We start from the raw sequence: 12,725 nt of genomic DNA, 5'->3' as shown, positions 1-12,725 counted from the left end.
CGAACCGCAATCCGGGTGGTGGTTTCGCCGTGCCCCAAGCAAATTCAGCGCCGCCGCAGATCCAGGGTGAACGGGAACTCCCCCTGTGCCGGGGCCGGTGCCAGCCGCATTTCGCCCGGTGTATAGCCGATGCGGAAGAAGCGCGCGAGGCGCCGGCTTTCGGCTTCGTAGGCGTTGACCGGGAAGGTCTCGTAGTTGCGCCCGCCGGGGTGGGCGACATGGTACTGACAGCCGCCAAGGCTGCGCTGCATCCAGGTGTCGACCAGGTCGAAGGTCAGCGGGCCATGCACGCCAATCGTCGGGTGCAGGCATGAAGCCGGCTGCCAGGCGCGGTAGCGCACGCCCGCGACGAATTCACCGACCTTGCCCGTGGGGTGCAGCGGGACCGGTGTGCCGTTGACGGTGAGGCAGAAGCGGTCGGGCGCCATACCGGCGACTTTGACCTGCAGCCGTTCGACCGAGGAATCGACATAGCGCACGGTGCCGCCGACGGCGCCTTCCTCACCCATTACATGCCAGGGCTCCAGTGCGGTGCGCAGCTCAAGCTCCATGCCTTTCACCGCCAGATCACCGATCTTCGGGAAGCGGAACTCCATGTGCGGTGCGAACCACTCAGGCTGGATCGGATAGCCGGCGAGTTGCATGTCTTCAACCACGTCGCGTATGTCCTGCTCGACGAAGTGCGGTAGCAGGAAGCGGTCGTGCAGCTCGGTACCCCAGCGCACCAGGCGCGGCGGGGCGTAGGGCTGTTGCCAGAAGCGCGCGATCATCGAGCGCAGCAGCAGTTGCTGCGTGAGGCTCATACGCGAATGTGGTGGCATTTCAAAGGCTCGCAGCTCGAGCAAACCGAGCCGCCCAGTCGGGCCGTCTGGCGAGTAGAGCTTGTCGATACAGAACTCGGCGCGGTGGGTGTTGCCGGTGACGTCGATCAACAGATTGCGCAGGATGCGGTCGGCAAGCCAGGGCGGGCAGTTGCCGCCACGCGCGAGGCGTTCGATCTCGCCGAACGCGATTTCCATCTCGTAGACCGAGTCGTTGCGCGCCTCGTCGATACGCGGTGCCTGCGAGGTGGGGCCGATGAACAGCCCGGAGAACAGATACGAGAGTGCAGGATGGTTGTGCCAGTAGCTGACCAGGCTGCGCAGCAGATCGGGCCGACGCAGGAAGGGTGAGTCCAGCGCGGTTTCGCCGCCCAGCACAAAGTGGTTGCCGCCGCCGGTGCCGGTGTGGCGGCCATCGATCATGAATTTCTCGGTGGTCAGCCGGCATTCACGCGCGGTGTCGTAGAGATGCGTCGTGCGGTCGACAAGCTCATCCCACGAAGTGGCCGGGTGGATGTTGACCTCGATGACACCCGGGTCGGGCGTCACACGGAAGTGTGCGAGTTGCGGGTCGCGCGGAGGCTCATAGCCTTCGAGCAGAACGGGCGTATGCAAGGCTTCGGCCGTGGCTTCGACGACCGCGACGAGTTCGAGGTAGTCCGCGAGCTCGCTGGTGGGTGGCATGAAGATGTAGAGCACGCCGTTGCGGGCTTCTGCACACATGGCCGTGCGTGTGATCCAGCCCGCGCTTTCCTTGGGTTGGGGGCGTCGTGCGTTGCCCGCGGGGGGGTCATTCGCGGCGGCGAGGCCGAGCAGGGCGTCCGCCACCGGTTGTAGCGGCACCGGGGGGCGCGTCTGCTGCCGAAGTGCTGCGTGCGGGGGAAGCGGGGCGGGCCGTTGCGCCGGGTCCGCCGCGTGAATCCAGGGATAGTCGGTTGCGCTGGCCCAGGGCTGTGAGTCGAGCGGCAGGCGATAGCCGAGCGGCGAATCGCCGGGGATCAGGTAGCAGCGTTCCGAGCGCAGGAACCATGGCCCGCTTTGCCAACGGTTGCCCCCCGTTGCGCGGGCGACGGGCAAGGCGTAGCCCGCCACCTTCTTGAGGCCCTGGGTAAACACGCGCATCAGGCGATCGCGCTCAAGCGGATCGTCCAGCCGAGAATCGAGGGGATCGACGTTGCCCGGCAGGCGGCGCTCGCGCCACATGTAGTAGAAGCTGTCCTCAAACGCGGGGAAGACAAACTCCGGATCCAGCGCAAGGCGCTCTGCGATGCCGCGAAGGAAGCGGCCGGCGAGGATGTCATCGGCGTTGCCCGGTTTGGACTCGTCCGCGATCAACGCAGGGTCGCGCCAGATCGGCTCACCGTCCTTGCGCCAGAAACAGTTGAGTGACCAGCGCGGCAATTGTTCGCCGGGGTACCACTTGCCCTGGCCGAAATGCACCAGCCCCTTTGCCGCATAGCGCTCGCGCATGCGGTGGTAAAGGTTGGCTGCGAGGCGTTTCTTGTCCGGCCCCATCGCGGCGGTGTTCCATTCGGCACCATCCGGGTCGTCGATCGATACGAAGGTCGGCTCGCCGCCCATCGTAAGGCGGACGTCCATCGCCTTGAGCTTGGCGTCGACATCGTGTCCCAGCGCTTCGATGGCCGCCCACTGGTCATCCGTGTAGGGCTTGGTCACCCGGGGAGCTTCCCAGATGCGCGTGACTTTCATCTCGTGCCCGAACGTCACTTCGCACTTGTCGAGTGCGCCGGTGATCGGTGCGGCAGAAGACGGCTCCGGCGTGCAGGCGAGCGGGATGTGGCCTTCGCCCGCGAAGAGCCCTGAGGTCGGGTCGAGCCCGATCCAGCCGGCGCCGGGCAGGTATACCTCGCACCACGCGTGTAAGTCGGTGAAGTCCACATCGGTGCCGGAAGGGCCGTCGAGCGACTTCTGGTCTGCCGTCAGTTGGATCAGGTATCCGGATACAAAACGCGCTGCGAGCCCGAGGTGGCGCAGCAACTGAACCAACAGCCAAGCTGAATCCCGACACGAGCCGCTCGCCTTGGTGAGTGTTTCCTCCGGCGTCTGCACCCCCGGTTCGAGCCGGATCAGATAGCTGATGTCCTGTTGCAGCCGCTGGTTCACTGCGACCAGGAAGTCGACGCTGGCGGTTGGCTCGCGCGAGATCTTCGCGAGGTATTGCTCGAAGCGCGGACCGCAGTCCCGCTTGGCCAGGTACGGCGCCAGTTCGATCTGCTGCGCGGTGTCGTATTCAAACGGGATCTTCTCGGCGCGGGGCTCCAGGAAGAAGTCGAAGGGGTTGATCACCGACATTTCGGCGACCAGGTCAACCTCCACCCGCAGCTGCTTGGTCTTCTCAGGGAAGACCAAGCGTGCAAGGTAGTTGGACTGGGGGTCCTGCTGCCAGTTGATGAAGTGCTGCTCGGGCTGCACCTTCAACGAATACGACAGGATCCGCGTGCGGCTATGCGGCGCAGGGCGCAACCGGATGACCTGGGGGCCAAGGTTGATCGGGCGGTCGTAGTCGTATGTTGTGACGTGGTGCAGCGCTACGTGGATCGACATCGCTCGGCTCTCGTCGCTGGCGGGGATTCGCACTTGCTGACTAGCAAGGAGCGAACCAGCGCGCATACACCCCTTGTGGCGGCACTGGAACGGGGCGCGCGCGGGTGCTGGGTGTGCCAATGCACCGTCCTAAGGCATGTCTGCACCGGCAGGTGGCGCTCGTCGTGCGGCGATCTAGACTGAAATGGTGGCATTGGGGCTGCGCGGTCGTGCGGCCAACGGATCGAACGAATCAGGGAGGCAAGATCATGGGCACGCAGGTCACCCAAGCGGCATTCGGGCGCAGCGCAGGCCGACAACTTCCGTTCTCAGAGGGGCTCGATCGTATCGAGGACGTGCCCGAGGTCTTCCGCGCGCCGCTCGTGGCCCGCTTTGGCGCAACGCCGCCACGCGCGATCATCCATACGCCACTGTTTGATACCTACGGTTTGTGCATTGACGAGAACCTGTTGGCGGTTGGCGACGGTTTCTGGTTTGCCGCGTTTGTGGCCAATGGCGAAGTCAGGTTGTACGAGGCGCGCTTTGCCGAAACGAGACTGGTGACGTTCTCGCAATTATTGCTTCACGGCGAGTTGCGGCTCGATTCGGGTGATCCCAGCAGCAGTTGCGTGATCGCGTTCAACATGGTGGTCTCTGATCTCTTCCGCGCCGTGGTTCGTATGGTGCTGGATGGATTTCCCGATCCCTTTGTACCGGCCGCCCGCGTGGATGTCGCGGCGGAGTCCGTCGACGCGCTGTCGTTCAAGCTGCGCAGTGCGCTGCAGGAATCCGCACCCAGCAGCGGGCCCTTGCTCGGGCTGGCGAGTTGGCAGGCCGCTGCGTCTGGCCGGCGGTCGCGCGACCCGGCACCGGCGGGGTTGCTGGCTGCGACCGCACGCTGTCTGTTCGCGATTCTTGACGCTCTGCCTCCGCGCGAGGGCCAGCCTCACGGAAGTCTCGATCGTTGGGGCAAGGTCGTAACCTATGTGAACCGCGGCTTCCCGGTTGCGTGGACGCTGAGCAGCGTCGAATATGGGTCAGAGCTTTGCCTGCTGATCGGCCATGGCCGCGCGGCCAGCGTACGCGTCGGTCTGCCATCCGCCGCAGTGCTGGCTGTGGAGCGCCTGCTTGAGCGTTTGCACGAACCGCCCGCTCCGACGTCGATGCGCTGACTGGACGCGCTGCAGTTATGGGTGTAGCAGCCCGATTTCGCGCGCAGTCTGTTCGCCGATCAGGCATTGTGCGAGGCTTCGCGGCTGTTCGGGCGGTGCGCTGAACCCCGGCAGCCGCCCGGCCATCAGCTCACAAAAGCGCTGCGGCAGCCGAGGCGTCGCAAGGGGTTCGGCGTAGCCGGACGGATAGATTGGCTCCAGCGTGGCAGGGTCGTATTTGTCCGTCGCCCCCAGCGTGTGCAATAGCTCGTGGGCAATGACCACCGCGTTGCTCCGTTGCATCGCCTTGTCGGCAAACACATGCGCAATCGCGATCTGCCCACGCTGCAGCCCGTGTGAGGTCGGCACCCTGCCGGCGCTCCCCTCGTGATACACGACAAACAGACGGACATTGGGGCGCAGGGTGGGGGTTGGCAGGCGCCATACCCACCAACGCAACTTCAGGCTCCAAAACACGGAATCGAGCACGCCCGGTCGTTCGGGTGGTGATGGCGGTAGCGTGTTCAGCGCTTGCTGCAGGTTGAGCCGTACCGGCTGCAGGGTTGGCACCTCGTATCGTTTCACCTCTTCGGCGATGAACTGTTCGATGTCGACGAAGCTGTCGGCCTCCAGCGCCTGAATGCGTTGCGCTGCGGCGGAACTACCATCGCCGTTAATCGGGTACACCGCGACTTGCAGCGTGTCGCGCCAGCTTGTTGCGGCGCGCTGTGCGCGCCACGTCTCCAGCGCGACGGTAGCCAGAATGAGTAGCAGGACCGTGATTCGGATGCGTTTCCACATGCGGCCGATGATGCCACGAGGCGCAGCAAACCCCCGCCGGCGCGTGTTCTTGATCTGCAACAGTCTCACTGCCGGCGCAGTTTTGCCTGTTACCGGCCCTGTGAGATAATCCGCGCCGCACTGCAGCACGCTGGTCGGAGCCTGGTCGGGGTGATGCAACAATTCGGCAGGTATCCACTAGAGATACTAACCGTTCAACTTCTCTCCCCGAGGCCGACTGTTTCGTGACTTCGTCACGGAACGGGTACGCCATTGAGGGATCAGGTGGCCCGCAATGAAAGTACTCGTAACCGGTGCAGCCGGCTTTATCGGCATGCACACCAGCCTGCGCTTGCTTGAGCGCGGCGATGTTGTCGTTGGTCTTGATAACCTCAACGACTACTACGACCCCCAACTCAAGCGCGACCGCCTGGCGCGACTGACCCCGCATCCGAATTTCCGCTTCGTCCTGATGGACGTTGCCGATCGTCCGTCGATCGAGAAACTGTTCGCCGAAGAGAAGTTCGACCGCGTTGTGCACCTGGCGGCGCAAGCCGGCGTGCGCTACTCGTTGATCAACCCTCACGCCTATATCGAATCCAACATCGTTGGCTTCACCAACATTCTCGAAGGCTGCCGCCATACGAACGTGCAGCACCTCGTCTACGCCAGCAGTTCAAGCGTTTACGGCGGCAACGAGAAGATGCCGTTCTCCGAGTCTGACAGCGTCGACCACCCGGTCAGCCTCTACGCTGCGACGAAGAAGGCCAACGAGTTGATGGCCCACACTTACAGCCATCTATACGGCCTGCCGACCACCGGTCTGCGCTTCTTTACCGTATACGGCCCCTGGGGCCGGCCGGACATGGCCTTGTTCCTCTTCACCAAAGCTATCCTTGAGGGCCGTCCTATCGACGTCTTCAACTACGGTAAGATGCAGCGCGATTTCACCTACATCGACGACATCGTTGAAGGTGTAATCCATACACTCGATCGCCCGGCAGAGCCCAACCCCCAGTTTGACCCCCAAACCCCCGACCCGGCCACGGCTCGTGCACCATATCGCGTCTTCAATATTGGTAATCAGGGGCCGGTTGAATTGATGAGTTTCATTGAGGCCATTGAGGCTGCGCTTGGAAAAACATCGGAAAAAAAACTGCTTCCGATTCAACCTGGCGACGTACCCGCGACATTTGCTGATGTTTCTGCACTGACAGCGTGGACCGGTCATCGCCCCAACACGCTGATTGCGGAAGGCGTTTCGCGTTTTGTGGCTTGGTATCGCGATTACTACCGATGCTGACTCGGGTTGGATCGGATTTTCTGCGTTTTGCGTTTCTGCCTGCACGAACGTTGATTCAGCACCGAAGGTTGATCTTTCGGCTGACCGTGCGCGATATCGCAGCACGTTACCGGGGGTCTATGCTTGGAGTTGCCTGGAGCCTGCTGTCGCCCCTGCTGCTATTAGCTGTATTCGCGTTTTTCTTCGGGTTGATCTTTCGCTCACGCTGGTCTCCGACCGAGACGGGGGTCGGTAGCTTCGCCGTATTCGCGTTTTCCGGTCTGGTGCTACATGGCTTCATCTCCGATGTTCTTGGGCGAGCGCATACAGTCGTTAGGTCGCATCCGAGCTTTGTAAAGCGGGTCGTCTTCCCGCTCGAAGCCTTGGTTTGGGTGCCTGTATTTTCGGCGGCCTTTCATTTGCTGGCTTATCTCGCAGTGTTGGTCGTGTTCGTAGTGGTTGTCAAAGGTGGCGTGCCCATTACAGGCCCGCTCGTGGCGCTATGGCTTCTGCCAGTGATGCTGCTCGGTGGAGGGTTGTGTTTTCTGTTTGCTGCGCTTGGCGTCTTCTTTCGCGACCTAGGGCAGATCGTTCCATTTCTGGCTACGACGCTTCTTTATGTTTCCCCGGTTTTCTACGCTATGGATGCAGTGCCGAAACCTCTTAGGCCGGTTCTGAATGCCAATCCGCTTGCGTGGCTGATCGAAGGTATTCGATCAGCCCTAATCACCGGAAGCGCTTTCGACCGGTCCGCTTTTCTGGTAGTTACGATAGCCGCTTGGTTGTTTATTGCCATGACGTGCTGGCTCTTTAGGCGTTTGAGCCCAGCCTTTGCCGATCTCGTATGAGTCTTATCTCAGAACCGATCATTGCAGCAACCAACCTTGGCAAGTGCTACGGAGGCGAGTCGCCGGGGCGCCTGTTCGTAAGAACGCTCTTGGGCCAGCCTCGGACTGTTGGCGGCTACTGGGCGCTTCGGGGCGCAACGTTCGAAGTGGCGCGCGGCGAGACGGTTGCGATTGTCGGCCGTAACGGCGCAGGTAAGTCGACGCTATTGCAGTTACTTGCGGGAGTGCTGGCGCCGACCGAGGGTTCGGTGCGGGTAGCCGGGCGTATGGCTGCCTTACTTGAGTTGGGCGCAGGCTTCGACCCCGATTTTTCTGGACGCGAGAACGTCCTTATTGCCGGAACCCTCTTGGGGCTGACGCAGGCTCAGATCGAAACCCGGATGGAGGACATCCTGCGTTTTGCCGACATCGGCCATTTCATCGACGAACCTGTTCGGACTTATTCGTCGGGAATGTTCGTACGACTTGCCTTTTCGGTGAATGTGCATGCTTCGCCCGACCTCCTGATCGTCGACGAAGCGCTCGCGGTTGGCGACGCGCCGTTTCAGGCTAAGTGCTTTCGCAAGTTGCGGGAACTCCAAGATGGCGGCACGACTTTGCTGTTCGTTTCCCACGATGTACAGGCGGTACGAAGTTTGTGTAGCCGAGCATTGTGGATTGAGGGAGGTCTGTTGCGAGCGGATGGTGACGCGCCAGAGGTGACCTCTCGCTATCTTCGGTCTGTGTTTGCCGATGAGGCGCCTGCGCTTTCGACCGCTGCGGCCGTTGGTGCACCCTCCAAGTCGGACGTCGGCGATGAACTGCCAGGATTGTCAGCCACGGTGTCATCGTTGGTGGACGGGCGCTGGGGGAGCCGCGAGGCGCTTATCGAGGCTGTGTCAATTTATTCTGAGGGCTTTGTTTCGGCGAACGTCTTCGAGCGCGGCGCGCGCATCAGTCTCCGAATTGTCGCGCGGGCCCAGGTTCTTCTGTCGCTGGATCATCTTAGCTTGGCCTTCTCTTTAAAGCATCGCAAAGGACTGGACCTCATCGTTGATACGTCCTACTGCCATGGCTGGCGGTATCGGGCCTTGCGTGCCGGTGAGGCCTTCGAGGCGACTTTCGAGTTTGAGAACATTCTCGCGCCAGATGATTACGTGCTAGTTGTTGCTGTTGAGGATCGTATGTCGGAAACCCCTCGCTACCTCGATTTTGTGGAGCACGCTCTGACCCTAAAAGTGGTCTCAGAGGAGCGAGTCTTTTCCTTCGTTAAGCCAGCGGTAATATTTAGCGGCAACCCGGCGCGCCATGAAAACTGATGCGCTGGTCGGCGCAATCAATGAGCAAGAGTAGACATTGAATGAATGAGCAAGCCTCTCTCGTAAATACACCTGCATGGTGGAATGAGTATTTCAAGAGCGAATGGGACCGTTATGATGGTGGCTCGCAGACGCGAGCCTTCATGCTCGCTCTGATCGAGGGGTTGAGCCCGGCGGAGCGGAAGTGGCTCGGCGAAGCTGATCGCCGGATTCTTGACTGGGGCTGCGCGTTGGGGCAGGGTGTTGACGAACTATCGAGAGCCTTCCCGTCAGCCGTGGTAATGGGGTTGGATGTTGCCGAACTCGCGGTCGCGCGAGCCTCGGAATCGTACCCGTCTTACCAATTCGCCAGTAGCCCCGAGCGGCTTCCCTCGGCCAACGCGATCTTCTGCAGCAATTGTCTTGAGCATTTTGAGGCGCCAATCGAGGTGGCCCATCGCATTGCTGGAATGGCAGGGGAGTTTCTCGCCATCCTTGTCCCCTATGCTGAGGCGCCGCTATCGGAGTTCCACCTCGCGTCGTTTAGCGAGACCAGCTGGCCGTCACGTCTAGAGAGGCTGGAACGAATTCGGATAGCAGTGATCGATGTGCCGACTTCAGCTTGGCCAAGCGGAAAGCAGTTGTTAGCGATTTACGGATCGCCTGAATGCCGTCGAGAGCTGTTGGCGCTGGAGGCTTCAGAAAAAGAGAAGTCCAAGTGGGAAGCCTATTACCGTGATTTACCGGACCACGATATAGACGCGCCGACCGCCGAGTTTAATCAACAGCTAGTCAAAGCGATCAAAGGCTTGCTCCCGCAGGGGGCGCGAGTGCTGGAAGCTGGTTGCGGCGGAGGCAATCAGAGTGTCGCATTGGCTCGCGATGGCGGGTTTAACGTCGCGGTGCTCGATTTCTCGCCGGCGGCGCTCAATCATGCGTCCCGCCAGTTCGCGCGCGCGGGGGTCGTCGGTGAATTGATCGAGGATGATGCTTTCGCCTTGCGTAGCCCAGACTACGACCTCGTTTTTAATTCCGGTGTTTTGGAGCACTACACGGTAGAAGAGCAGGCGCGTTTCTTGCGGGGGATGGCCAGCAGAAGTCGCAAATATGTTTTGGTTCTCGTCCCCAATCGCGCCTGTTATTGGTACTGGGTTTGGAGGATTATCAAGACCTCCCGCGAGGGTTGGCCGTTTGGGCGAGAGGTGCCTACCTCTGATCTTTCCGAGGCCTTCTACCTGGCGGGTCTTAAGTATCTAGGTCACGCCTTCATGGGCGAGTCGTGGACAGAGAGCTTTATACGTTCGCTTCCTGACTGCGAGCCAGCTACTCGCGATCTGTTGTGCGAGATTCACCGTAGTGGTGTTATCCCGGATTTCTCACGTGGCTATCTGTTTGCCGCTCTGGGCTGCATCCAGGAATATGACCCTGGCCAGCTTTCCTATCCGTGGCGCAGCGACTTGTTTGGTCAAGGGCCGGACGTGACCGAGGTATTGGCAACATTGGGCGATGCGCTAGCCGCTCGGCTCTCTGCCGATAATTCGAAGAGGAAGGAAGAGTTAGCGCATCGAGAGAGCGTGTTGCGACTTGGAGGCGATAATTCAAAACTCGTAAGCGAAGTCGTCGAGCTATCAAGGTTATTGGCGGATAGCCGGATTCACGCCGAGCGAATTGATGGAGAGCTGCAACGCGTTCGGTCGAATCTGGAGTCGGTATTGTCGTCTCGTGAGGCTTTACTCGCGCAGCAGTCCGAGGCCCATCGTATAACGTTGGATGCACTGTCTGAGGCTCGGGCGCGCATTGGCGTGATGCAAGCTCAGATCGAGGATGTGTCAAAGTGGGCAAAGGGCTTGGAAGCGCATCCGTTGCGTTTTTTCTTCAAGCGAAACGTGGCCAAGGTGACGCGCGCGGCGTTCCGGGCGCTTCCGGTTCCGCCTGCGCTTAAGGCTGGCTTGCGAAGCCTGTATGGGCGCATGCGTCAACGATACCAGGCTCCAGTTGCTGCTGTTCCAGCAGTGGTGCCAACCTTGGTGCCTCAGGTTGTGCTGCCAGCGGCGTCGGGTCGTGATGTATTCGTATTTGGCATCATTGATTGGCACTTTCGCATTCAGCGGCCTCAACACATCGCACGCCAGCTCGCGCGGCGCGGCCACCGTGTGTTCTTTGTTTCACCAGCCTTTGTTGATAGTCAGGAGCCTGGTTTCGCGCTTGAACGGCTTGACTCGGACTTGCCTCTCTACCAAGTGCGTCTTCATGCGGCCGGTAGTCCGGCAATTTACGGCGAGGTGCCTTCGGAACCTTTGCTAGACACGCTGCAGAACGGTCTGGCGCGGTGGATGCTAGAGACTCGGTCCACCGCCACGATCGGCATAGTGGAGCACGCCTTCTGGGGGGCGTTAGCAGCGGCCTTGCCCAATACAAAGACCGTGTACGACTGTATGGATCACCATGAGGGGTTTGGAGGTGTTCCAGATGGCGTTGTCGAACTCGAACGTCGTTTGATTCGCGAGGCCGATTTGGTCGTCACATCCAGCGCGTGGCTTGAGCACGAGGTTGGTGCTCGCGCGCGGCAAAACATCACTATCCGTAACGCCGGCGATTTCGATCATTTTTCTGTCGTCCCTGAGAAGGTCATTCGCGACGTCGCAGGTCGCCGGATAGTTGGATACTTTGGCGCTATTGCGGAGTGGTTCGATGTCGACCTCTTCGAGCGGCTCATTCTTGCCTTTCCTCAATGCTTGTTTGTTCTGATCGGCAACGACACTGTTGGTGCGGGAAGGCGACTGAATCGTTACGATAATGTCATGATGCTCGGCGAGCGTCCCTATACCGAATTGCCTCTGCATCTGCACGGATTCGATGTTTGCTTACTGCCCTTCAAGATCATTCCGCTCACCCTTGCCACGAATCCTGTCAAGGTCTACGAGTACCTTGCAGCCGGAAAGCCAGTCGTTGCAACGCAACTCCCCGAAATGTCGCAGTTCTCAAGTCTTGTTTATTGCGCAGACTCGGCCGAAGCGTTTGAGGCGGCGCTGAGAGAGGCTTTGAGTGGCGAAGGTGAGACTTCGGAGCTGATTGATCGTCGTATTGCGTTTGCTGCGTCCAACACCTGGGCTGAGCGAGCTCGGGTACTTATAGAAGCGACGGAGGCCATTCCCGCCCCGCGAGTTAGCGTGATTGTGCTGTGCTACAACAACCTTGCCCTGACGAAGGCCTGTCTTGCCAGCGTGCTTGAACGCAGTGATTACCCGAACCTCGAACTGATCGTAGTTGATAACGCGTCTACGGACGGTACGCCGGATTTCCTGCGAACCTTTGCAAATCAGCACCCAAGCGCGATTGTCATTCTGAACGAAAAGAACCTTGGCTATGCTGCAGGCAACAACGTTGGCATCCATGCGGCGACGGGTGACTACATTGTCTTGCTGAACAACGACACCGTCGTTACCACTGGTTGGGTGCGCACGCTGGTCCGCCATTTCGAACGAACACCTGGCATCGGTCTACTTGGTCCGGTCACGAACAGCATCGGGAACGAGGCAAAGATTGACATCGCCTACGATAGTCTTGAACACATGGAGGGAATGAGTCAGTGCTACACCCTCGCCCACGCCGGGCGCTCGCGCCCGATGCGGACACTTGCCTTTTTTTGCGTGATGCTCCCGAGAGCAGCGATTGATCGGTGTGGCGTCCTGTGCGAGGACTATGGTCTTGGTTGGTTTGAAGACGATGATTACTGCCGGCGCATTGAGAAGGCGGGGTTCGCGCTGCGCCTGGCTGAGGATGTGTTTGTCCATCACGAGCACTCGGCGTCTTTCGGACGCCTCCCGGAAGGTGAGCGCAGGAGGCTCTTCGAACGCAACAAGCAGATTTATGAGGAGAAGTGGGGCCCTTGGGCGCCGCACGAATATCGATGAGCCTCATACAATGTCGTCAGTTCAATTTCGGGAATCTGCGGGAATGCTTCGATACGGTCTGAGCGTTGCTCTCGTTGCCATGCTGTGCTGTCCAGTCGCGGAAGGCGT

General features: G+C 60.3%; 7 protein-coding genes. 5 read left to right on the top strand and 2 right to left on the bottom strand.

Features of this window, described 5'->3' with window-relative positions; all coding sequences use genetic code 11:
• Positions 1–44: 44 nt before the first annotated feature.
• Positions 45–3,386, bottom strand: a complete 3,342-nt coding sequence (locus tag JY500_RS14010) for a transglutaminase family protein (protein WP_206253320.1) — start codon at positions 3,384–3,386, stop codon at positions 45–47.
• Between the two features lie 152 nt (positions 3,387–3,538).
• On the opposite strand from JY500_RS14010, the gene JY500_RS14005 reads away from it, so the two are divergent.
• A complete protein-coding gene (locus JY500_RS14005; RefSeq protein WP_206253318.1) occupies positions 3,539–4,537 on the top strand; it encodes a hypothetical protein in 999 nt (332 codons plus the stop codon).
• Between the two features lie 15 nt (positions 4,538–4,552).
• Here JY500_RS14005 and JY500_RS14000 read toward each other — a convergent pair whose 3' ends face one another.
• Positions 4,553–5,377, bottom strand: coding sequence for a hypothetical protein (locus JY500_RS14000; RefSeq protein WP_246479631.1), 825 nt, complete (start codon positions 5,375–5,377; stop codon positions 4,553–4,555).
• A 214-nt stretch (positions 5,378–5,591) separates the two neighbouring features.
• Between JY500_RS14000 and JY500_RS13995 the strand changes: the two genes are divergently transcribed.
• Genes JY500_RS13995 through JY500_RS13980 form a run of 4 tightly spaced genes read left to right on the top strand, consistent with a single transcriptional unit; the run spans position 5,592 to position 12,617 of the window.
• Positions 5,592–6,599: an NAD-dependent epimerase gene (locus JY500_RS13995; RefSeq protein ID WP_206253316.1), complete on the top strand. Its 1,008-nt coding sequence runs from the start codon at positions 5,592–5,594 to the stop codon at positions 6,597–6,599.
• The gene (locus tag JY500_RS13990) at positions 6,593–7,426 is read left to right on the top strand and encodes an ABC transporter permease (protein ID WP_206253315.1); all 834 of its coding nucleotides are present in this window, start codon (positions 6,593–6,595) and stop codon (positions 7,424–7,426) included. Before JY500_RS13995 ends, JY500_RS13990 begins: the two co-directional genes overlap by 7 nt.
• Positions 7,423–8,724 carry an ABC transporter ATP-binding protein gene (locus JY500_RS13985; RefSeq protein ID WP_206253313.1) on the top strand — a complete coding sequence of 434 codons (1,302 nt, stop codon included), beginning with the start codon at positions 7,423–7,425 and terminating at the stop codon, positions 8,722–8,724. Before JY500_RS13990 ends, JY500_RS13985 begins: the two co-directional genes overlap by 4 nt.
• A gap of 41 nt (positions 8,725–8,765) precedes the next feature.
• Positions 8,766–12,617 (top strand): glycosyltransferase, encoded by a 3,852-nt coding sequence (locus JY500_RS13980; RefSeq protein WP_206253312.1) that lies wholly within the window; start codon positions 8,766–8,768, stop codon positions 12,615–12,617.
• Positions 12,618–12,725 lie beyond the last annotated feature (108 nt).

This window comes from Niveibacterium microcysteis, assembly GCF_017161445.1.
Taxonomy (GTDB): domain Bacteria; phylum Pseudomonadota; class Gammaproteobacteria; order Burkholderiales; family Rhodocyclaceae; genus Niveibacterium; species Niveibacterium microcysteis.
Note: the sequence above shows the minus strand (reverse complement) of the source record. Positions and strands in the feature narration are given on the sequence as shown.